Origin of the sequence: Rickettsia endosymbiont of Polydrusus tereticollis (genome assembly GCF_964026385.1) — a bacterium.
In the GTDB taxonomy this organism is placed as follows: Bacteria; Pseudomonadota; Alphaproteobacteria; order Rickettsiales; family Rickettsiaceae; genus Rickettsia.
On the sequence record NZ_OZ032142.1, the window covers coordinates 1,182,813 to 1,207,342 of the forward strand.

Below are 24,530 nucleotides of genomic sequence, written 5' to 3' on the forward strand. Positions count from 1 at the left end.
ACGGCATTGTTGCGTGGATACCTGTAACGTCATCGCGAGCCGCTGCAAGCGGCGTGGCAATCTAGAAAATAATAATTTTCATAGCATTTTTTGCTGTTTTTTTCCTAGATTGCCACGTCGACACTACGTCCCTCCTCGCAATGACGGGGTTTTTTGTAATGATTCCGATCCACGCAACAATGCCCCAAGAGGCTCCTCGCCATGACGATTTCGGGAGCTACACAACAATGCCTCCTCGCAATGACAAGCTCTAATTACTGCCGTACTAATTTATCGTATTCTTTTTTTAAAGAGTCGGTAATTTTGTGATCCTTAAAAGTTATTTTTTTATTTCCCAAATCTATAGAACGAATTTTTTGTATTTCAACAGCCGTACCTGTGGCAAAACATTCAGTAAAATTTTCTATATCTTCTAATTTTATATATTCTTCTTTAGCTTCTATCCCTAATTTTTTAGCAATTTCAATAATAGTTTGGCGGGTTATACCATTTAAAAAAGCATCGGCTATAGGGGTGTATAATGTATTATCTTTAACAAAAAAAATATTACTACTGGTAAATTCGGCAATATATCCACGAAAGTCCAGTAAAATTGCATCGTCATAGCCAAGGGCTGTAGCTTCTCTTATACTTACTATCATCGTACTATAATGTCCTGCCCCTTTGCATTGCGGCGGTAAGCTATCCGGTGATGCTTTACGCCAGCGGCTAATATGCACATTTATTCCTTCTGCTGGGAATCTCGGCTCCGAAGGAATAGCAACAACCATCACATTAACACTTAAACTTTCATGACTAATATTCATCGACTCACTACCACACCAAATAAGCGGTCTTACATAAGCATCTTTAATATTATTCTTTTCAATAACTAATTTATGTGCTTCTATAATCTCATCAACGCTGTAAGGAACTTGTAATTTTAAAGCTTCTGCTGATTTTATCAGCCTTATCGTATGTTCTTTTAACTTAAAAACTTTGCCGTTATAAGCTCTTTCTCCTTCAAATACCGCTCCTGAATAATGTAAACTATGCGTTAAAACATTAATTTTGGCATCAAGGCAAGAAATTAACTTACCGTTAATCCATATATAACCGGCAGATTGTTCTAGATAAACAGGCTGTTCTTGTAGAATTGTCATTGTCAATAAACCTTAATTAGATTAAACTTAAAAAAATTAAACCCTATAACGTTTTAATTATGAAAGAATATAAAGCTCATATTTTAATTGTCGATGATGATAACAGAATATTAGCACTTTTGAAGAAATTTTTACATAAAAATGATTTTTTAGTATCGACAGCAGAATCTGTTATTGAAGCTAAAAATTTACTTGTGCATTCTAATTATGATTTAATCATTCTTGATGTCATGCTGCCTGAGATAACTGGGCTTGATTTTGCTGAAACTATCAGGGATGCCGGCAATACTATACCGATTGTTATGTTAACGGCTTTATCCGAACCTGACGATCGAGTTAAGGGCTTAGAAGCCGGAGCTTCGGACTATCTAACAAAACCCTTTGAGCCAAGAGAGCTATTACTGCGAATAAATAATTTAATTAATAATTATAACACGTATAAAAAAGAAAAAAATATAAAAAAATTCGGTAATAATTATTATAACTTTGATACCAAAGAATTTATTAAAGACGATCAGCTAATCCCCTTAAGCTCAACCGAACAAAAATTACTTGAAATACTAATAGAACGTACGGGAAAAGCAATATCACGTGATGAATTATCCAAAATAATGGGCGGACTTAGCTTGCGTTCTATTGACGTACAAATTACTAGGATTAGAAGTAAAATTGAAGATAACCCCAAAGAACCTAGATATTTAAAAACCGTGCGGAATGAGGGTTATGCACTTTATATCTAAAAATTCGCTTGAATCAAGCTTCCTGAAATATGCTTTACCTAAAACGTTATTTGCACGTTTCATGCTTATTATAATTATTCCAATTTTAATAGGTCAACTTTTAGCAATATTTTTATTTTATGATCGCCATTGGTACAATGTTTCATATTATACCAGTACGATTATTATTAACGAAATAGAATCTTTAATTAAAGAATATAAAGATAGCGGTCGAAAAAAAACACAGTTAGAGGAAAATTATCTTAATTTGTTATATCAATTTCAGCCAAATGCCAAGTTGCCTGCAAAGCAACCGAAATTAAACGAATCGTTAGAAATTTTTAAAAATATTTTAAACGCCAAAATCACCGAAAAAAATATTGTTAAATTAAATAACGACCATAAAATAGAAGCATCTTTTCAACTAGCTTCAGGCGTATTACACATTACTTTTCCGGCAAAGCTATTACTTAACCCGACAGTATATATTTTTGTTTTATGGTTAATATTTTTAACTATCGTCTTACTTACCGTATCTATAATTTTTTCCAAAAATCAAATAAAATCAATTTTAGCTTTAGCTGATGCAGCTGATGAATTCGGTCGTGGAGTCCAAAAGGCCAAAAACTTTAAGCCCTCCGGTGCTTTAGAAATAAAAAAAGCCGGGCTTGCTTTTTTAAAAATGAAAAATCGTATTGAAAAGCAAATTACCAAAAGAACTAATATGCTGGCCATGATTTCGCACGATTTACGTACTCCTTTGACTCGGATGAAATTACAATTAGAGTTAATGGAAATTTCTGAAGAAACAGAAGGATTAAAGCTAGATATATTAACCATGCAGCAAATGATCAATTCTTATCTTGATTTTGCCAAAGGTGAAAATACCGAAGAATTTGAAGTAGTTTTTATTTATTCGTGGATTGCATCTTTTTTAAATAAATGGTCGCATATAGATATAGAATTAATAAATTTAGATAATATAAATAATGTACAAATACAAATTAAACCAAATTCTTTTGAAAGAGCCTTGGCAAATTTAATCGGTAACGCTATAAAATACTCAACTAAAATAAAAATATCAATGCAGTCTCATTCTTCTTTAGTAACGATAAAAATCGAAGATAACGGCATCGGCATAAGTGATGAAGAAAAACCGTTTGTTTTTAAGCCTTTTTATCGCTCCGATAAGGCAAGGCATCTTGACGATTCAGGCAGTGTCGGGCTTGGGCTTGCTATAACTCGCGAAATAATAAATGATCATAAAGGATTTATTTACTTGGAGGATAGTCAGGATTTAGGCGGATTGTCGGTTAGAATAGAATTGCCTTTGTGCAAAGCACTCTAGATATCATTTTAGTTCAGCGTTGTTATGTGGATAGGTTAAGCGTGTTCTATGTCATTCCCGTGAAAACGGGAATCCAGAAAAATTATAGTCATCCTGAATTTATTTCAAGATCTCTTGAATTAGATGCTGAAACAAGTTCAGCATAACAAAAAAAAGCCTGGATTCCCGTTTTCACGGGAATGACATAAAAACTTAAAAATATAAATTACAATGGTTATAAACATAAAACACTTAGCAATTATCATGGACGGCAACGCACGCTGGGCAGAAAAACATAATTTACCGAAAGCGGAAGGTCACCGAGTCGGAGCTAATAAAATCCGTGAGCTGCTACCGGAGCTTATTAAGCTCAAAATACCTTACGTAACATTATATACTTTTTCTTCGGAAAATTGGCAGCGATCAGAGTCGGAAATTGCTTTTTTAATAAAGTTATTAGGTGTGTATTTAACAAAGGAAGTAAATACTCTTCATAAAGAAGGTGTTAGAATAAAAGTAATAGGGCGACTTGAGCGTTTAAGCCCTCTCTTGCAAAAACAAATAAAAGATGCAATAGAATTAACAAAATTTAATAATAAAATAACGGTATGTATAGCTTTTAGCTATGGTAGCCGTGACGAAATAATCGATGCTTGTCAAAAACTTATTATTAGCGGTAAAAAAGAAATTACCGAAAATGATTTTAAAAATGCTCTTTACGATCCAGAAATGCCGGACGTAGATTTATTATTACGCCCGGGCGGAGTTTTTCGGATTAGTAATTTTTTACTGTGGCAAGCTGCTTATGCCGAATTATATTTTTCTCCTAAATATTGGCCTGATTTTAATAAAGATGATATAATAGAGACATTAAATGATTATTCAAAAAGGAAGAGGACTTTTGGTAAACGCTAAAATATCGCTCAGAAATTTTGTTGCATAACTCAAATTTTTGATGTCATTCTAGCTAAAGGCGGGAATCCAGAAAAAATACTTAAAATAAGCAAAATTATATAAAAATTTACTATAATAATTCGCTTAAATATTCTCTGGATTCCCGCCTTTAGCTAGAATGACATATAGCACTTTTTTAGAGCCATGCAACAACACAGGTACAAGCCACGGGGTGACATTTTTAATTCTTAAAATACTAAACAAATATTATTATGTTATTACGAATTTTATCAGCTATGGTTTTAGGACCGTTATTTATTGTTGCTATATTGTGGCTAAAACCGTTATTTTATGTTTTAATGATTTTAGTGGCAATAGGTATGCTGTGCGAGTGGTATGATATGACAAGTTCCTCACTTTTGCACTTGTTAACGGGTTTGGTTGTTATTCCGCTGCCTATCGGCTCGCTGATTCTATTACATGCAAGGGATAATAATCAATGGTTAATATTGCTTTACTTTGTTATTATTTGGTCGGTCGATACTTTTGCAATGATCGGCGGTAAAATTGTCGGGGGGCTAAGGCTAGCACCTAAAATTAGCCCAAAGAAAACCTGGAGCGGCTTAATTGTCGGCGTAATCTCGGCAGGGTTTATTACTGTTTTTGTAAATTATTATTTTTTACATAGTTATTTTTCACGAGCTTATTATTTATTTATAATAAGTTGTAGCTTAGCATTAACGGCACAATTAAGTGATTTATTTGTTTCATATTTTAAACGAAAATTTAATATCAAAGATAGCGGCACTATAATACCCGGTCACGGCGGTGTGTTAGACCGATTTGATAGCATAATTTTAACTGCTCCAATCTTATTATTTTTGTATCTTTATGACTATTTTTAATTTTATATTAAATAATAACTCTAAAAAATTGATATTTAATATATCTTTAGCCTTATTGCTCGGCTATTTTGTTTTTCATTCAATTTATGGCAATAAAGGTATTATTGCTTATTTAAGAGTGAATCAGCAGCTTGAAAAAGCATATGGCGAACTCCGAACTTTAAGAGCGGAAAGAGTCGAGCTTGAACATAACGTAAAATTATTAAGACCGGAATCGCTGGATAAGGATATGTTAGATGAGCAAGCACGAAAAGTTTTAGGGGTAGCTTCTCCTAACGAAAAGGTATACACGGTTAAATGATTTGATTATAAATACTTCTTTGATGTCATTCTAGCTAAAGGCGGGAATCCAGAAAAAACACTTAAAATAAGCAAAATTATATAAAAATTTACTATATAATTCGCTTAAATATTCTCTGGATTCCCGCCTTCGCGGGAATGACATAAAGTACTATAGGGAATGACATATTCAAGCATTATTTCTTAAACATAACACCAATAAAGGTAATATAACTATGGCTATTACGATTTATCAACACGACCTTCCGGATGATTTTAACCTTGAAGGGGATTTAGCAATTGATACCGAAACAATGGGCTTAAATCTCCATCGGGATAAATTATGCCTATTACAGCTAAGCAACGGCAACGGTGATGCTTATCTGATAAATTTCATTGATAAAAATTATGCCGCTCCTAATTTAAAAAAATTATTATTAGATAAAGATAGATGTAAAATATTCCATTTTGCTAGATTTGATTTGGCAGCAATAAAAAAATATTTACAAATTGATTTAGAAAATATTTTTTGTACTAAAATATCGTCAAAATTAGTTAGAACTTATACTGAAAGCCACGGACTCAAAGATTTATGCCGTGAATTACTTTCTATGCAGCTCTCAAAACAACAACAATCTTCCTATTGGGGAGCCGAGCAATTATCTAATGAGCAAAAAGAATACGCCGCTAAAGATGTGCTTTATTTACATCAATTAAGAGATATTTTACAAAAAATGCTCATCGCCGAGGATAGGCTTGAAATAGCTAAAAATATTTTTAGCTTCCTACCGACTAGAATTAACTTAGACCTGCTCGGCTGGAACGACATCGATATTTTTATGCATTGATTATATATTACGGTGCTATCCCTCCGTCTTTTTTCTGGCTTTCTCCTCGGTTGCTTACTGTTTGTTGCCACGAAGGAGTCTTAGTAGGGGTAACCGGTTTTTGTGTCTGTGCTACTTCTCTTGTTACTTCAGGCGATGGCGGCGGCGGTGGAATTTTATCATAAGACGGTGCTTGCTTAGCTTGTTGTGTTTGCTGTGCTACCTTTGCTGATTGCTCAAGAGGAGGCGGTGGAACAGATGCAAGTTCTTTTGCTAATTCTTCTTCCGGAGAAATTAACGGCGGCGGCGGTACTACCATTGCTGCCTGTATTTCTTCTCTATTTTCCGGTACTGTATAATGCGGTGCTTGACCAAATAATGCTTTATCAAATCCGACAGGGTTAACTTTACGAAGTTCTGCAAGTTCTTTTGAATTAATTTTTTTAGAAGAAGTTTTTATTTTTGATGTAATGTCTTCTAAACCCTGTAATTTATCTTTATTTTGTTCAATAAATTCTGATAGCCCTGTTGCAAGTTGTTTTTCCGGCATAGCATTTAAAAAGATTTTATTATTAATTTCTTTTTCAACGTATTCGTTATTTTTTAAAACATAATTATCGGTAACTTTTTTCAACCTTTCTGCTAAGTAATCTGTATGCGTAAAGACCGATTTAAACTTCTCCCACAATGAAGTTCCCTTTTCATTTACCGTTTTTAACTCTGCTGCTATCACCGCACTATACTCGGATAAATACCCGCTATCTAATTTAGCTAACGCCGATTCCGTTGATTTGGCAAGCTTCTCGTTTTTACTTTCAAGTAATGGAGCAAAATTTTTAACAATTTCCTTACCTTTTTCTTGCATTTCTTCAGGGTTTAATTTGGTTATTGTTGGTAATAATACTGAAGTAATTTCTTTATTTTTTTCAACATTTATTTCAGAAGTTAAATTTTCTTGAATGACTGAAAAAGCCTTCATATCATGATTGACTAATTTAGTAAATTTCTCAATATTTTCTGGGGTTAATTTCGCTCTATCGAGGACACACCACACTGGATTTTCTTGTTGTCCCTCTATTGCAAAACACTGAGCCATATGTTTATTTATTCCTTTATGCAATGGGCTTATGAGATCAATTCTTTTTAAGCCAGCATTTAAAACCTCTTCAGGTAATTTTAAATTTGTTCCAACCTTTTTTACTATGTCTCCTTTATCAGGAATAAAATTACTATTTTCGTCTACTATTCCAATACTGTTTACAATCCCCTTATCCTTTATGTAATCATTAATTAAAGAGGTTACTCCCTCTTTAGAAGACATTTTATTTCCTACATCTTCTTTATACTTCTTTAGTTCCTCTGTAATTTCTACAAAATTTTCTTCCGGCACTCCTGCTTCTTGCAGTTCTATTATTGCTTTTTTAGCACTATATAATACTCCTTCTACACTATACCCATCCTTTCCTATTTGTTCTTTTAATTTTTGTTCTTCAGTACCTTCTTCCTTCTTTTCTTCTACTTTCCCAAGACTACGATCTATAGCATCTTTAAGAGCCGGATTATCCATATCTACTATACCGTTATTATTAGTAGCGGCAGTATACAAACTTTGTGCATAAAACCCTATATTGTCCAATGCGTCTTTCCTTATACCTTTTATTACTCCTTCATATTTTTTTTGTAATTCTTCATCTAATTGCGGCATATTCTTCCTCGATTAATTATTTGTTAATTAAATTAAAATTTATTATCCGTTCTTATTAATGATCGGCATTGTTGTATGAATCAAATTTTTGATGTCATTCCCGCGAAAGCGGGAATCCAGAAAAAACACTTAAAATAAGCAAAATTATATAAAAATTTACTATATAATTCGCTTAAATATTCTCTGGATTCCCGCTTTCGCGGGAATGACATATAGCACTTTTTCGATCCATGCAACAACACTTTAACGACCATGACCTTTTTTCTCTACTTGGGATTTGGATAGGTTCTTAGGAGTAACAGACGGCGTACCTGGTTTTCCTTCCATTACCGTATTTCCTCAATTATTTATTTACCGATTAAAATTAAACAATAATTAGTTAAAGAAATCAAATTAAAGTAAAGTTTTAAAAAGAAAATTTATTGTGATAAGGATAATATTTTTTCGTAGAGGAGGTTCTAATAGTTATTTCTTCGGGGATTTCAGCAAGGAATCTAGAGGGTGACGACCTAACTATTTCAAAGAATATCTTACGGCTTTCGGCAAAGGTAATATATAACTCTTTTTTTGCTCTGGTAATACCGACATAAGCGATACGCCGCTCTTCTTCAATACCCTTTTCACCGTCTTCGTTAAGAGTTCTTTGATGAGGAAACACCCCCTCCTCCCAACCCGGTAAAAACACTACGTCAAATTCTAAGCCTTTAGCAGAATGTAGTGTCATTATAGTCACAGAACCGCCAAAATTTGTTTCTAACGCTTCATTTTCCATAACTAAACTAGAATGCTCAACAAAATCGTGAATATCGTTAAAGTCCGCTATCGCTCTTAGCATTTCATTGATATTTTCAATACGCCCTAAAGCTTCATCAGTTTTTTCCTCCTGTAGCATTTCAAGGTAACCGGATTCATCTAATATGGCTTTCGTAACGTCTAACGGACTTTCTAAGCTATACCTTGCCTGCCAGCTCTCTATTTTGTTAATGAAGTCGTTTAAGCTATCATATAATTTGGCTTTAAACTCTCCTTTTTGTAACATTTCTTTAATAGCCACGAAAATAGAAATATTGACCTCTGCGGCATAGCTTTTGATACGAGCAACCGTAGCAGCACCGATTGACCGCCGAGGAACGTTTATAATACGCTCTAAAGCTAAATTATCATTATGATTTAAAGCAATTCTTATATAGCTTAGTAAATCTCGTATTTCCATTCGTTCGTAAAATCTAAGACCGCCGATAATTTTATAGGGCATGGCACTATTGATAAAAGCCTCTTCAAAACTTCTAGTTTGAAAACCTGCCCTGACTAATATTGCAATACCGCTAGCGTTATATTTTCCTTCCCGCACTAACCTATCTATTTCGGAGGCAATAAACCTTGCTTCTTCTTTATCGCTCCAACATGAAACAATTTTAATTTTCTCTCCGCTATCTGTGTCAGTCCATAGTGTTTTACTATGACGATTTTTATTATTGTTAATGACGTTAGAAGCAGCGGCAAGTATCGGCAGAGTTGAACGATAATTTTGTTCTAATTTGATGATTGTTGCATTTGAAAAATCTTTTTCAAAACGTAATATATTCCCGACTTCAGCACCTCGCCAGCCATAAATAGACTGATCATCATCACCGACACAGCAAATATTTTTAGAAAAGCTAGCCAGCATCCTTGCCCATAAATATTGCACTATATTAGTATCTTGATACTCGTCAATTAAAATATATTGATATTTATTTTGGTAATGCCTTAATATATCGGGATTTTTAATAAAAAGTTCGTTGTTGTAAAGTAATAAATCGCCAAAATCTACCACATTAGAGATAAGTAAATTTTGTTGATATTCTTCATAGACAAGCTTAGCTACACGTTGAATAGGAAGAGTGACATCCGAATTTGATAATTTAGAAGGTAGCAATCCTTGATCTTTCCAGCGTGAAATTATAATATGTAACAACTTAGGAGCATATTTTTTTACGTCAATATCCTTTTGCTTAACGATATCTTTAACTAATTTCATTTGATCATCATGGTTGATAATCGTAAATCTACTAGTTAAAGATAAATTTAAATGTTCGGCTTGCTCACGAAGTATTTTTGCTGCCATTGAGTGAAAAGTACCGATATTAAGACCGTAACAGCTAATTAAGCTATTAACTCGTTCAGCCATTTCTTTAGCAGCTTTGTTAGTAAAAGTAACGGCTAAGATATTCTGCGGTTCGGCTAAATTCTCATAAATGATATTAGCTATCCGGGAAGTTAATACTTTTGTTTTGCCCGTCCCTGCTCCGGCAAGCAAAAGCAGCGGTCCTTCGGTGTGAAGAGCCGCTTTTCGTTGCTGATCATTTAAAGAATCTAGAAAATTTTGTTTGTTGAACATCCTTGATGTTATTCCCACATAGGCGGGAATCCAGAAAAATTATTTAAAAGGTCATCCTGAATTTGTTTCAGGATATCTTTTATAGATACAGTAAACTTGTGGCGTTGTTGCCTGGCTTCCGAAATCATCATTGTGAGGAGGCATTGGCATTGTTGTATGGATACCCAAACTGTCATGGCGAGGCGTCCCTTGACGCCGTGGTCATCCAGTTTTTGATGTCATTCCCGCGAAGGCGGGAATCCAGAGAATATTTAAACGAATTATATAGTAAATTTTTATATAATTTTGCTTATTTTAAGTGTTTTTTCTAGATTCCCGCCTTTAGCTAGAATGACATAGAACATGCTTTAACCTATCCATGCAATAACGCCGACCCGTGGGGGGATGACACACTGATTTCTCGAGCCATGCAACAATGCCCGTGCCGCCTATAACTGTTTTTTCTCTTCAATAAGCTCAAAAACTTCAACTACGTCGCCCTCTTTTATATCTTCATAATGTTCAAAAGCTATACCGCATTCAAAATTTTCTCTAACTTCTTTAACTTCTTCTTTAAAACGTTTGAGAGTTTTAAGCTTGCCTTCGTGAATTACTACATTATCACGCAATAAGCGTACGCCGGCACCTTTCTTTATAACCCCTTTCGTTACATAAGAGCCGGCTATTTTTCCGACTTTTGAAACGTTAAATACTTGTCTAATTTCTACTGAACCGATATATTGCTCACGGATAATAGGGTCAAGCATACCGCTCATTATCGCTTTTATGTCATCTAATAAATCGTATATTATACTATAATACCTAATTTCCACCTTTTCTTCTTCCGCCATTGCCGTAGCATTATTACCGGCTCTAACGTTAAAGCCAAGCACAATAGCCTTGGAAGCTTGTGCTAAAGTTATATCGGACTCGGTTATCGGTCCTACCCCGCTATGAAGAACTCGAAGCTTCACCTCATCATTCGGTAATTTTAATAAGCTACCGCTAATAGCTTCAACTGAGCCGTGGACATCCCCTTTAATAATTACCGGCAATTCTTTTATTTTACCCGTGCCTGCGGCTTTCAGGAATAACTCCTCCAAGCTTGACCTTGGAGCAATAGAGATTTTACGTTCTTTTACTATACGTGTGCGGTATTCTACGATATCTTTTGCTTGTTTTTCATTTTGTACTACGTTAAATTTATCGCCGGCATGCGGAACTTCATTTAAACCGTAAACTTCAACCGGTACGGATGGTAATGCTTCACGGATATCTAATCCTTTGTCATTGCTCATTCGTTTAACTTTACCGTAAGAAGTACCGGCAATTATTATATCACCGTTTTTTAAAGTACCTTGTTGCACTAATATAGTTGCAACTACTCCTTTACCTTTCTCAACTCTTGATTCGATCACGACTCCGGCTGCAGCACCGACCGGACTTGCTTTAAGGTCTTGCATTTCGGCAACTAGTAAAATCGCTTCTTCTAACTTATCTAAATTTATTTTTTTCAAAGCAGAAACCGGTATAACCATGACATCGCCACCCGACTCATCACTAATAACGTCATGAACATAAAGTTCATTTTTAACCTTCTCAATATCAATATCAGGTTTATCGATTTTATTAATGGCAACAATTATAGGCACACCGGCAGCCTTAGCATGATTAATTGCTTCTATTGTCTGCGTTTTAATTCCGTCGTCGGCAGCAACTACTATAATTACTATATCGGTTACTTGTGCACCTCGACCACGCATTTCCGAAAAAGCTTCATGCCCGGGTGTATCAATAAAAGTAATGGCTCTACCGCCCTCCAAAGTAACTCTATAAGCACCGATATGCTGAGTAATGCCGCCGGTTTCTCCTGCTGCAATATCAGTAGATTTTAAAGCATCGAGTAATGAAGTTTTACCGTGATCTACGTGACCCATAACAGTCACAATAGGAGCACGCGGCTTTAAATCTTCACCTTTTTCATTTTTATTAATTAAAATATTTTCAATATCCGATTCTTGAACTCTTTTTACCGTATGACCTAAATTTGTAGCGACTAATTCCGCCGTATCTGCATCGATCATTTGAGCGGTATTTGCCAAAATCCCTAATTTCATTAGTTCTTTTATAACGTCGGCAGCCCGCTCCGACATACCGCTTGCTAAATCGCTAATACTTATAACTTCAGGGATTGTAACTTCTCGATATATTTTTTCCGGTTGCTGCTGCTGTGATTTTCGTTTCTCTTTATCTCTAGCTCTTTTTATTGATGCAAGACTTCTAGTTTTAGCCCCCGAATCACCGCCGTCTTCACCGAGCATATTAAAGATGTCGGTCTTTTTTAGCTTCTTTGGTTCTTCAATTTTGATTTTTGGTGCAACTATTTTTCCTTCCGTTAACTTTTCCTTTCCCATATCGCTTTCGGATTCAATGCCAAAACGACTACGAACACCGATTAAAGGAGATTTTACAAAAGTCTCTAGTTTTTTTTCCGGTTTCGGTAAATCCGTAACAACATCGTTCGATGTTTCAGCTTCACTATCACTAGGCAATAACTCTTCTGCGACTTCTTCTTTCGGAGCAGTAACTTGATTCATGCTTGCAAGTCTGCTTAAAGTGCTTATTGGTGCATTTTCGTTAGACCTTGCCTGCTCTGCAGCTTTTTTAAGAATAGATAAACGCCTATTAAACTCTTCATTAGTCGATTCTAGATTTTGATTTGAATTATTTTTTTCTTTACCTAAAGAAAGTGTACCGCCGGTTACTGTACTTTTTCTAATTTCAACTAATGTTCTAGATTTAGAATTAACAAAGCTTTGAGACCCACTGAGAGACTCAATAGATTTATTAAGCGATAGTTTTGAATTGCCAAGCGTCAACTTTTTGGGTTTGATTTCCTGGTTATCCGTCATAAATATTAAACCTTTACGTAGCAATATTATATTTAGTATAAAGTTTCTCGAAATACGAGTAGTATAACTTTACCGCCTATAATTAGCAATTATTAAATTATTGTAGTTAATTCAAATTTTTGATGTCATTCACGTGCAATAGGAGCGTTGTTGCATGAATCCCCCAAACGTCATTGCGAGCGACTGAAAGCGTTGTTGTATGGCTCTAAAAAAGTGCTATATGTCATTCCTGCGAAAGCAGGAATCCAGAAAAAACACTTAAAATAGGCAAAATTATATAAAAATTTACTATATAATTCGTTTAAATATTCTCTGGATTCCCGCCTTTAGCTAGAATGACATATTCAATTAACTATATTATCCTTTTCTTGACTATCCTTAAACTCGCCGTGTTGGCGGGCAGTTTTAATTAACAATTTAATGTTTTCATCCGTTATATTAGAATCAGGAGCTAAAGTTTTAAATTCGTTTAAGCTTACTTCTCCTAAATCTTCTATTGTTTTTATACCGTATTCGGCAAATTTTAATATAGCATCAGGTTGCAGTTCTAAAATATCTATTAATTCTTGTTCAACTCCAAGATCTTCAAGCTTTTTAACAATTTTTTCGTTTTTAATATCAACATAATCATTCGCTCTTTTTTTAATTTCTATAGCAAGTTCTTCTTCAAAACCTTCAATTGCCGTTAACGAATCAACTTCACTATTTGCTATTTGTTCCACTGAAGTAAAGCCTGTAACCGATAAAAGCTGTGCTATAACTTCTTCAACGTCTAAGGCTTCCATAAATAATTCGGTTGAAGTTAAAAATTCATCATTTCTTCTTTTTGATTCTTGTTCTTCCGTCATTATATCGATATTCCAGCCTGTTAGCTTTGAGGCTAAACGCACATTTTGCCCTCGCCTGCCGATAGCCATACTTTGATTTTCCCGAGATACTACAACTTCTACTTTTCTCTTATCTTCATCAATTAAAATTTTGGTAATTTCTGCCGGTGCCAAAGCATTAATTACGAATTGAGCAACGTTATTAGTCCATAATACTATATCTATCTTCTCACCGTTTAGCTCATTTGTCACTGCCCGAACTCTATTGCCTCTAATGCCGACGCATGACCCTACGGGGTCAATGCTTGTATCCGAAGCAAACACCGCTATTTTAGCTTTTGAACCAGGATCACGAGCTACTGCTTTTATTTCGATAATATTATCATAAATTTCCGGTACCTCTAATTCAAATAGTTTAATTAACATTTGATTATCGGTTCTAGATAAGAAAATTTGCGGTCCTTTAGCTTCTAATCTTACATCTTGTACATAAGCTTTAACACGATCATTAATTTTAAAGCTTTCTCCTCTAATTAATTGCTCTCTTTTAATGATTGCTTCGGTACGTCCCAAATCAACAAATACATCACCGTATTCTATTCTTTTAATTATACCGTTTATAATTTCACCTTTCCGATCTTTGAAATCATAATATTGTTTTTCTCTTTCTGCTTCTACCATACGTTGAGCTATTACTTGCTTTGCAGCTTGTGCCGCCACCCTTGCATGATCGATCGACGGTAAGTATTCATATATCTCATCACCGATTTTAGCATCCGCTGTTTTTTCAAGAGCATCCTTCAGAAAAATTTGAGTTAAATAATCTTCTACCTCTTCTACTATTTCAAGAACTCTTAAAAGATTTATTTCGCCGGTCTTTTTATTAATTTGTGCTTTAATATTATATTCGTTACCGTATTTTTTTCGTCCCGCAACCTGGACTGCCTGCTCAACTGCCGAAATTAAATTTTCTTTTGATATACCCTTTTCACGAGCTACAGAATCTATAATTTGTAAAATTTCCACATTACCTATGTTAGACATAAATTTTTTACCGTATTTTATTTTTTACCTAATAATTCTTGAAACATTTCATCCGTTAGAACTAAAGAAGCGTTTTTAATTAAGTTAAAATCAATTACTAACTCTTCTCCCTTAAGATTTACGTAAACTTTATCATCTTCGGCTTTAATTATCTTACCTTGATAACGAGTTTTTCCGTTTAATAATGCTTTAAGTTTTATATTAACTTCTTTACCGCTAAATCTATTATAATCTGCAAATTTTACTAATGGGCGTTCCGCACCGCTTGATGACACTTCTAAATTATATGCATCATCAATAATATCTTCTACATCAAGAATAGCGGAAATATTTTGGCTAACTCGTCGGCAATCTTCTATAGTTACTTTTTCGCCGTCTAACCTATCAATTAATATTTCAAGTATTTTATAGTTTAATCCTCGCAAACGTACAACCACCAACTCAAAACCCATAATTGTTAAGGTTTCTTCTATCAAGCTCGTTATTTGTTGTTCAATGGATGGCATTTTTAAATTTTATTACTTGTAGTTTATGGATGATATCATGCCGTGACTTGTACGCATGGCTCGAATTTTTGATGTCATTCTAGCTAAAGGCGGGAATCCAGAAAAAAAATATTTTTAAGTCATCCTGAATTTATTTCAGGACCTTTTGCAAGAGATGCTGAAACAAGTTCAGCATGACAAAAAAAGGTCTGGATTCCCGCTTTCGCGGGAATGACATACGGTGCTTTTTTCGAGCCATGCAATAATGCACCGGCTTGACCACGGTATGACAACGAATCGCTTTACCAACAAAAAAGGTGGGATAACCCACCTAATTTCCTACCCATATATCATATTATAAACAAGATACACCAGTTAGAATATATTAGCAATATTTAATTCAAAATTATAAAATCTTTCGTCTTCCGTAGATTAAAAATTCTTTATTACCTTTTGCTCCGAGTATTGGGCTTTCTATTATACCGAATATTTTAAAATTATGCTCTTCTTCAAGCCAAATTTTGATTTTATCGCATACTTTTTGGTGCAAAAGAGGATTTTTAATAATTCCGCCCTTTTCTACTTCATGTTTTTCTACTTCAAATTGCGGTTTTATTAAAGCAATAAGCTTGCAATCTTGTTTAGCCAGGCTTAAAGAAGCCGGCAATATTGTTGTTAAACTAATAAAACTAGCATCACAAACGATTAAATCAGGCGGAGCGGTGATATGTCTATTGGTTAAATAACGTGCATTAGTTCGCTCTAACACTATTATACTTGGATTATCTCGTAACCTATGATGTAATTCTCCGTAACCGACATCTACAGCAAAAATTAATTTTGCTTTTCTCTCAAGTAATATTTCGGTAAAGCCGCCGGTACTGCTGCCGATATCTAGGCAAACCGAATTTTGCGGATTAACTTTAAAATGGTCTAAAGCAGCAATCAGTTTTAAAGCTCCCCGTGATACGTAATTATGTTCCGGTTGCTTTACCTTAATATTTGTAGCATTAACATTGACTTGCATGCCGGGTTTAGTTAATTGTCTAGATTCGTTATGTACTTTCCCTTGTATGATAAGGCTTTGTGCTAAAGTAATGTTTTCAACGAGACCCAACTTTAACAAATATTCATCAAGCCTAATTTTACTCATAATATACTCTATAGCTATCAGTTTAAAGAATAATACCGGCGTTGTTGCATGGATACCCCAAACGTCATGGCGAGGCGGCATTGTTGCGTGAATCGAATTTTTGATGTCATTCCCGCGAAAGCGGGAATCCAGAGAATATTTAAGCGGATTATATAGTAAATTTTTATATAATTTTGCTTATTTTGAGTATTTTTTCTGGATTCCCGCTTTCGCGGGAATGACATCGAAGGTGTTTTGTACCGCCCACGCAACGACACCTAGCGGGAATAACAGGTGTTAAATTTATTCAGCTCTAACCAGTATATGCTTCTTCTTACCGACGGAAAGCTTAATTATCTGACCGTCCAATAAAAAACTATTATTAATTAACATATTTTCATCAAGTATAGTTTGATTGTTAACTTTGCCCCCCTTACCTCTAATTAATTTACGGCTTTCGGACTTTGAAGTGCTAAGCCCTGCTTTATAAAATAATTCAAATGCCGGAATGCCTAATTGCAAAATTTCCTGTTCAATTATGATCGTCGGTAAATTCTCGTCAATTTCTCCCTGTTCAAATAGTTTAACTGACGTCTCTAATGCCGATTTTGCCGCTTCTTCTCCATGGCATAATTTAGTCAAATTATAAGCTAATTGTTTTTTTGCACCGTTAATGTCCGAAACTGCTAAATTTTCAAACTCTGCTAAAGCATTTTCCGATAACTCACTATATAATCGAGCAAATCTTATAACATCCGCATCCTCACAATTACGCCAATATTGGTAATATTCGTAAGGACTTAAAAGGTCTTCGTTAAGCCATATCGCTCCACCGACCGACTTACCCATTTTATCCCCTGAAGAAGTCGTAAGTAGCGGCGTCGTCATCCCGAAAACTTCCTTGCCGGTTAGCTTTCTGATAAGCTCCGCACCCATTACTATATTACCCCATTGGTCGCTACCGCCTAACTGTAACACACAATCGTAATTTTTACTTAAATGGTAAAAATCATAGGCTTGTAGTAGCATATAGTTAAATTCTAGAAAACTTAAATGCTGCTCACGATCTAAACGCAACTTTACCGAATCCATAGTAAGCATACGATTAACGGAGAAAAACGCACCGAAATCTCTTAAGAAATCTAAATAATTAAGAGAGTCTAACCACTCGGCATTATCAAACATAATAGCGTCGCTTTCACCGCTACCGAATTTAATAAATTTCGACAAAGATTTTTTAATACCTTCGGCATTCTTGGCAATATCTTCTTTACTTAAGATTTTACGAGCTTCATCTTTCCAAGTGGGATCACCGATTTTACTTGTTCCGCCGCCGATTATCACGATCGGCTTGTGTCCGTGTTGCTGCAGCAGCCGCAAAATCATTATCTGCATCAAACTACCGATATGTAGCGACGTAGCCGTACAATCAAAGCCGATATAAGCAGCTATTTTTGTTTTTGCCGTTAATTCGGTTAACCGCACAAGATCGGTGCATTGGTGCAAATATCCCCTATTTGCAAATTCTTTAATAAAAGTCATATGTATTTTTTAGTTTACGGTGATTTATAAAGTTAATGTGTAAATATTATATATATAAAAATATTTATTTTGTATAACACAATCTTATTTATGTATATATCCTGCTCATAAATATTATAGAGTAGTATAAAATAAATTTCTGTTAATTGATTAACTGATATGCTAGCATAAAAATTTTATAACGTTAAATATAAGTGACAGCATGAGAAATATATTTTATCCTTATTATAAATTTCTGCTTATTATCTTTTTCCTGTTAGTTAATTTGACGACGCTAGCAGAGGGTAAAAATAATCTTACACAAGTAAGTTTTGATGAAAAAATCCCCTTATATCTAAAAATACCGCAATATAATTTAGACAAATTAGCCGGTCAAAATTCTTTAAACATTAATCTGTGCGATACACGAATTAAAGACTGGTGTGCCACCCCCAATAGGGATTTAGGGCTTGCAGGACAAAAAATAAATGAATATGTAACTATCGAACCCAAAATTGCCGGCGAATGGCGATTTAACCGGGATTATAATATAATTTTCACACCGAAAGAGCATTTTTTAGCTAATCAAACTTATAAAATCACTATTAATGAAAAAGCTATTTTCCCACAATTTATAAATCTAGATCAGAATAATATCACTTTCAAAACTCTGCCTTTATTACCGCTCATCAAAGAAATGAATTATCTGCAAGATAATGACAAAAAGCTTATTCAAACAAAGATAGAATTTAACTATCCTATTGACCCTAAAACTTTAGAAGAAAGGCTTAGCTTTGTTAAATCCGGTAGTAAAGAAAAACTACCTTTCTTGATAAAATTTAATGATAACAATACTGAAGCTACTATAATTACTAATATAAAAACTTTAGAGAATAGCGAATATATTGTTGCCTTGACTATTGAAGACGGAATTAAACCGTTATATGGCGGAGAGGATTTTGAGCATAAAAATATCGATCCTCAAAAATATTCATACAAACAGCAAGTATTAGTGCCGAGCCTTTCATCATATCTAAAAGTTACCAAGACAGCGGCTACGATAGTTAAAGATAATAAATATATCCCACAGCAAATAATAATAGTTACGACCAATGCCCCTATATCAGGCGAAGAGGTTAAAAACCACCTAGAATTATTATTATTACCGAAAGATAAACCGGCTTCTTTGCATGGAGGCTTAGGGAAAAAGGATTATGCTTGGCAAAGCCCTAAAGAAATCACCGATGATATATTGAAGAAAGCCGAAAAAGTAAATTTTGAACTTTTGCCTTCTGCTTCAGAAATCGGCACACTACATAGTTTTAAAATTAATACCATTCCCTCTAGATATTTGTTGCTCACAATAAAACAAGGTATGGAAGCTCAAGGAAATTTAGTTTTAGGAAATGATTACAGTCAAATAATACAAGTACCGAGCGAGCTTAAAGAAGTTAAATTAATGTCTAACGGCTCAATATTATCGCTTTCGGGAGAAAAGAAATTATCAGTTTACTCGATCGGTATAGATAAATTACACGTAGAAATCGATAAAATTAACCAAGATGACATTAACCATTTAATCAGTCAAACAAGTAGATATAACAGTTTCCAAAATCCAACTTTTATCAATGAATATTCTTTCAACGAATATAATATTTCTGAAATATTTGAAGAAGATATAGCTATAGACTCTAAAAATACCAACTTACCTAGTTATTCTACGTTAGATTTCGGTAAATATTTAAAACCTGACTCTTCAGATTCTTATAGCAAAGGTTTATTCCTAACAAAAGTTTCTTATAAAGATGAGAACGGCAATAATATTGCCGAGGATAAAAGGTTAATTTTAGTAACCGACCTTGGATTTATAGTTAAAACAGATAAAGACGGTTTGCAGCATATATTTGTTTCCTCTATCAGCACCGGTAAGCCGGCACAAGGAGTTAAGGCGGATATTATCGGTCTTAACGGCGAGGTTTTAGCGAGCGGTGTAACAGACTCTAACGGTCATACGACTTTGCCCAGTATTCGGGATTTTACTAAAGAAAAGAAACCTATTGCTTATGTGCTAACAGGCGGCGATGACTTTTCTTTTATGCCGTATGGTCGAGTTGATAGAGAAGTTAATTATTCACGGTTTGATGTATCGGGAGCACAAAGCTCACCTGAAGGACTGAAAGCTTATTTATTTTCCGATCGTGGAATTTATAAGCCCGGTGAGCAAGGCAATATCGGGATACTCGTCAAACAAAGTAACTGGCAAAGTAAATTTGCCGGCTTACCGCTAGAGCTACAAGTTACTAATCCACACGGAAAAATAATAGATAAGAAGAAAGTATTTTTAAATGAAGAAGGCTTTACCGAGTATTTATTTCAAACTAGCGAGGATTCTTTTACCGGTTCATATAATATAAATTTATACCTAACGAAAGATAAAGAAACTACTAGTTACCTTAATAATTTATCCGTAAGGGTAGAAGATTTTCTGCCTGATAGAATGAAAATAAATATAGATTTTGCTGATGTTAAGGATAAATTATGGATTGCACCGGAAAAGCTAAAAGCTACGGTTAATTTAAGTAATCTTTACGGCACGCCGGCAGCAAATAGAAAAATTACTGCTTATATTCAAGTTAACCCTGCCAAATTTTCAGTAGCTGCTTTTAGGGATTACATATTTTATAGCGGCAAAGATAATAAAGAAAGTTTTAATGACCGACTTGGTGACGTTACCACCGATGATAAGGGCGTCGGAATATTTGATTTAAATCTGGCAAAATATAATGGAGCTACTTACAATCTAACTTTTTCAGCCGAAGGGTTTGAACCTGATTCCGGCAGAAGCGTTAACGCTAATAAATCAATTATCGTTTCCCCGTTACCTTATATTATCGGCTTTAAAACTGCCAATGATTTAAAACATCTAAAACAACAATCAAACTCTAAAGTCGAGTTTATCGCAATAGATAGCTATGGTAACAAAATAGATACTACGAAATTGCAGCTTATCTTGAAGAAAATTAACTATGTAAATAGCTTAGTTGCAAACGGTGACGGTAGTTATTCATATCAATCAACACCGGTAGAAGCTCCTTTATCCTCAACCGAGATTAATATAACAAAAAAATCCGGCTATGTTTATAATCTCCCTACTAAAGAAATAGGAGACTATGTTATTTATTTAACGGATAAAAATAATATTATTTTTTCTCAGGCGGAATTTTCAATACTCGGCGAAGGAAATATTGCGGCAAATTTAACCGAGAAGGCTAACCTTACTTTAAAACTAAATAAAAGCGACTATAAATCCGGTGAGAAAATTCTTATAAATGTTATCGCTCCTTATACGGGCTATGGTTTAATCACTATTGAAACCGATAAAGTGCATAATTTCACCTGGTTTAAAGCAGACAGAACTAGCAGTATTCAAGAAATCAAAATCCCTGAAGATTTTACCGGCAAAGGATTTATTAATGTTCAGTTTATGCGAGAACTAGATTCTGAAGAAATTTTTGTTTCTCCTTTTAGCTATGCGAGCCTACCCTTTACCGCTGATATTTATAAGCATGAACAAAAAATTGAATTAACCGTACCTGACAGGGTAAAATCAGGTGAGAAGCTAACCGTAAATTATCGTACCTCTAAACCCGGTAAAATCATAATATTTGCCGTTGATGAAGGTATATTATCTTTTAGCAATTATAAAACGCCTGATCCACTTAATTATTTTATTAAAGATAAAGCGTTAGAGGTCACAACTTCGCATATTATGGATTTAATATTACCGGAAAATTCAATTATGATGCGAACCTTTATGGCAGCCCCTGGCGGCGGTAATTATATGAGTTTAAACAAAAACTTAAACCCGTTTAAAAGATCAGATCAGCCTCCTGTTGCTTTTTGGTCAGGTATTATTGACTCGACGCTTGATAAAAAACAAATTACGTTTGATATTCCCGATTATTTTAACGGCACTTTAAGAGTTATGGCTGTTGCTGCAAATCTTGATTCCGTGGGTAGCACCGATACTAAGCTTTATGTTCAATCGGATTTCGTGATTAGCCCGAACCTACCTTTATTCGTTGCACCGACTGACGAGTTTTTAGTCCCCGTAACAATCGCCAATAATGTAAAAAATTCAGGAGATGCTAAAGTTTCAGTAAATATTGAAACAAGCGAAGGGCTGAAAATACTAGATTATCCTAGAGAGATAAAAATAAGCGAAGGTAAAGAAGGGAGTATTAACGTTAAATTACAAGCTACTTCTAAACTCGGTTCGGCAAATTTTAAAGTAACCGCCTCTTTGAATAATACAAAATCGGTAATGACTTCCACCGCTAGCGTGCGTCCTCCTCTGCCGAATGTTACTACTATCGATACGGGATATGCACAGTTAGATAAAATTACTCTAAAAACCTCAAGAGATTTATATTCGGAATTTGCTAAACTTCAGCTATCGGTTGCCAAATCACCGCTAGCTATTATTCGGGGCTTTAAAAGTTATCTTGATAATTACCCGTTTGCTTGTACCGAGCAATTAGTAAGCCGAAATTTTGCTAATGTCGTATTATATAATGAACAAGAATTAGTAAAAACTCTTGAGCTTGAACGGCAAAAAATCGATAAGTCATTATCTAAAGCATTTCAAACCTTAAGCGAAAGACAAAATTACGATGGCGGGTTTAATATGTGGAGTAACTCCGACAACGTTTCAGATGACTTCATTTCCATTTATGCTATGCATTTTTTAACGGAAAGCTCGGCAAAATACTTACCCGTACCGAGCGATACTTTTACGTCCGGCATAAATTACCTTAAAAATACGGCAAATAGATCAATTAATTCTTTAAATTCTGCACGAGAAAAGGCTTATGCTATTTATATACTTACCAAAAATAACGAGATTACTACTAATTATATAGCTAATGTTTTAAATTACTTAGAAACTTCTCAGAAAGATATTTGGCGGGACGATTTAACTTCGGTGTATTTAGCCGCTAGCTATAAAATGCTACAAATGAATGAGGAAGCTAATAATTTACTAGATAGTTTTACTTTAAATAAAGCTATTAACTCCTCAACAATTTCAGATTATCAATATTATAATGCTCTAATAAAATATAGTCAGTATCTATATATAATATCCCGGCATTTTCCGGAAAGATTAAAAACTATCGACAAATTAATTGTTCAGGAAATTGCTAACTTGTCGAATGATAATTATAATAGTTTAGCAGCAAGTTACGCAATTATGGCAAGCGTGGCTTATGCCGATAATATAAATAATGTAGAAGAAAATAGTATTAAGGTTAAAGCTTATAGTCATGATAAAGAGCAGCAAGAGCTTTCAATGCAAGGCAATAAAATAATGACTGCCGACTTTGCGGCAAGCGATACTCAAAGTTTAGAATTAATTTCGTCGACGAAGGGATTCTTTTATCAGCTCTTAACTTCAGGTTTTGATAAATCGTTAAAAGATAATCAGGAAATAAGTAAAGGAATCGAGATAACGAAGAAATATTTAGATGAAAATAATAAAGAAGTTAATAAAGTAAAATTAGGTGAAAATATTATTGTTTCGCTTACGCTTCGGTCAGGCAGCAAAGATACGCTGAATAATATCGTAGTGTTAGACTTATTGCCGGCGGGCTTTGAATTATTACCAGTAAATAATACTATAAATATATTACGAGATGACAACAAAACACTTATATGGCAACCTATCAATATCGAACGTAGTGAAGATAGAGTAATTCTATTCGGCACTATTCCAAATTACGAAATAAAATATCAATATAAAATAAAAGCTATCAATAAAGGAATCTTCGCAACCCCTGCCGTCTATAGCGAACCTATGTATAATCCAAATATTTACTATAGAGGAATAATCGGCAGTATTATTGTAGAGTAGTTTTTTTTGAGTATGCACTATACCGTCGGTCGGCATTGTTGCGTGGATAGCCACAAAGCACCTTTGATGTCATTCCCACAAAGGCAGAGCGTTGTTGCCTGGCTCAAATGTTTGATGTCATTCCCTCGAAAGAGGGAATCTACTTAACGATATAACAAAATTAGTAAGTTAGATACCAGCTTTCGCTGGTATGACACCAAAGATTCGATCCACGCAATAACACTAACATGAATTGACTCCGGTGGATGAAAAGCAAGTTCCAAGGTTTAAGTTTATTGCAAGCTAATGTTAAACAAACCCGTTAACTTGATGCTCCCAAAGTTCCTTAAATTTACCTTTTTCCTTACGAATAAGTTCTGCAAAAGTACCGCTTTCAACAATATCCCCTTTATCCATAACAATAATCCTATCCATATGTTTAATGGTAGATAATCTATGGGCTATAGCAATTATAGTGACATTCTCAATATCAAGCATTGTATTAATAGATTTTTGTATTTCTTGTTCTGTATGACTATCAAGACTTGAAGTTGCTTCATCT

General features: G+C 34.4%; 16 protein-coding genes. 7 read left to right on the top strand and 9 right to left on the bottom strand.

Going from position 1 to position 24,530, the window contains the following annotated elements:
• Positions 1-254: 254 nt before the first annotated feature.
• Entirely contained in the window at positions 255-1,142 is an 888-nt protein-coding gene (locus AAGD48_RS05790; protein WP_341789352.1) for a branched-chain amino acid transaminase, read from the bottom strand.
• Positions 1,143-1,201: 59 nt separating this feature from the next.
• Between AAGD48_RS05790 and AAGD48_RS05795 the strand changes: the two genes are divergently transcribed.
• The 6 genes from AAGD48_RS05795 to AAGD48_RS05820 all read left to right on the top strand — a co-directional run bounded on the left by AAGD48_RS05795 (position 1,202) and on the right by AAGD48_RS05820 (position 6,114).
• On the top strand, positions 1,202-1,882 hold the full coding sequence (locus AAGD48_RS05795; RefSeq protein WP_341789353.1) for a response regulator transcription factor: 681 nt from the start codon (positions 1,202-1,204) through the stop codon (positions 1,880-1,882).
• Positions 1,866-3,209: an ATP-binding protein gene (locus tag AAGD48_RS05800; protein ID WP_341789354.1), complete on the top strand. Its 1,344-nt coding sequence runs from the start codon at positions 1,866-1,868 to the stop codon at positions 3,207-3,209. Before AAGD48_RS05795 ends, AAGD48_RS05800 begins: the two co-directional genes overlap by 17 nt.
• A gap of 210 nt (positions 3,210-3,419) precedes the next feature.
• Positions 3,420-4,103 (top strand): polyprenyl diphosphate synthase, encoded by a 684-nt coding sequence (uppS, locus tag AAGD48_RS05805; protein ID WP_341789355.1) that lies wholly within the window; start codon positions 3,420-3,422, stop codon positions 4,101-4,103.
• A gap of 251 nt (positions 4,104-4,354) precedes the next feature.
• Positions 4,355-4,987, top strand: a complete 633-nt coding sequence (locus AAGD48_RS05810; protein ID WP_341789356.1) for a phosphatidate cytidylyltransferase — start codon at positions 4,355-4,357, stop codon at positions 4,985-4,987.
• Entirely contained in the window at positions 4,974-5,288 is a 315-nt protein-coding gene (locus AAGD48_RS05815; RefSeq protein ID WP_341789357.1) for a septum formation initiator family protein, read from the top strand. Before AAGD48_RS05810 ends, AAGD48_RS05815 begins: the two co-directional genes overlap by 14 nt.
• A 214-nt stretch (positions 5,289-5,502) precedes the next feature.
• Positions 5,503-6,114 carry a ribonuclease D gene (locus AAGD48_RS05820; protein ID WP_341789358.1) on the top strand — a complete coding sequence of 204 codons (612 nt, stop codon included), beginning with the start codon at positions 5,503-5,505 and terminating at the stop codon, positions 6,112-6,114.
• Positions 6,115-6,121: 7 nt separating this feature from the next.
• Here AAGD48_RS05820 and AAGD48_RS05825 read toward each other — a convergent pair whose 3' ends face one another.
• The 7 genes from AAGD48_RS05825 to tyrS all read right to left on the bottom strand — a co-directional run bounded on the left by AAGD48_RS05825 (position 6,122) and on the right by tyrS (position 18,099).
• Positions 6,122-7,660 (bottom strand): hypothetical protein, encoded by a 1,539-nt coding sequence (locus AAGD48_RS05825; protein WP_341789359.1) that lies wholly within the window; start codon positions 7,658-7,660, stop codon positions 6,122-6,124.
• 544 nt (positions 7,661-8,204) lie between these two features.
• Positions 8,205-10,178 (bottom strand): DNA helicase PcrA, encoded by a 1,974-nt coding sequence (pcrA, locus tag AAGD48_RS05830; protein ID WP_410526005.1) that lies wholly within the window; start codon positions 10,176-10,178, stop codon positions 8,205-8,207.
• Between the two features lie 428 nt (positions 10,179-10,606).
• A complete protein-coding gene (infB, locus tag AAGD48_RS05835) occupies positions 10,607-13,069 on the bottom strand; it encodes a translation initiation factor IF-2 (RefSeq protein WP_341789360.1) in 2,463 nt (820 codons plus the stop codon).
• Between the two features lie 344 nt (positions 13,070-13,413).
• Complete coding sequence (nusA, locus tag AAGD48_RS05840; protein WP_341789361.1) at positions 13,414-14,940, bottom strand: transcription termination factor NusA; 1,527 nt, start codon at positions 14,938-14,940, stop codon at positions 13,414-13,416.
• Between the two features lie 17 nt (positions 14,941-14,957).
• Positions 14,958-15,446, bottom strand: coding sequence for a ribosome maturation factor RimP (gene rimP / locus AAGD48_RS05845; protein ID WP_341789362.1), 489 nt, complete (start codon positions 15,444-15,446; stop codon positions 14,958-14,960).
• A gap of 385 nt (positions 15,447-15,831) precedes the next feature.
• The gene (locus AAGD48_RS05850) at positions 15,832-16,578 is read right to left on the bottom strand and encodes a TlyA family RNA methyltransferase (protein WP_341789363.1); all 747 of its coding nucleotides are present in this window, start codon (positions 16,576-16,578) and stop codon (positions 15,832-15,834) included.
• A 282-nt stretch (positions 16,579-16,860) separates the two neighbouring features.
• Positions 16,861-18,099, bottom strand: coding sequence for a tyrosine--tRNA ligase (gene tyrS / locus AAGD48_RS05855; protein ID WP_341789364.1), 1,239 nt, complete (start codon positions 18,097-18,099; stop codon positions 16,861-16,863).
• 202 nt (positions 18,100-18,301) lie between these two features.
• On the opposite strand from tyrS, the gene AAGD48_RS05860 reads away from it, so the two are divergent.
• Entirely contained in the window at positions 18,302-23,989 is a 5,688-nt protein-coding gene (locus tag AAGD48_RS05860; RefSeq protein ID WP_341789365.1) for an alpha-2-macroglobulin, read from the top strand.
• Positions 23,990-24,277: 288 nt separating this feature from the next.
• Here AAGD48_RS05860 and AAGD48_RS05865 read toward each other — a convergent pair whose 3' ends face one another.
• On the bottom strand, positions 24,278-24,466 hold the full coding sequence (locus tag AAGD48_RS05865; protein ID WP_341789366.1) for a multidrug ABC transporter permease: 189 nt from the start codon (positions 24,464-24,466) through the stop codon (positions 24,278-24,280).
• Positions 24,467-24,530: the final 64 nt, after the last annotated feature.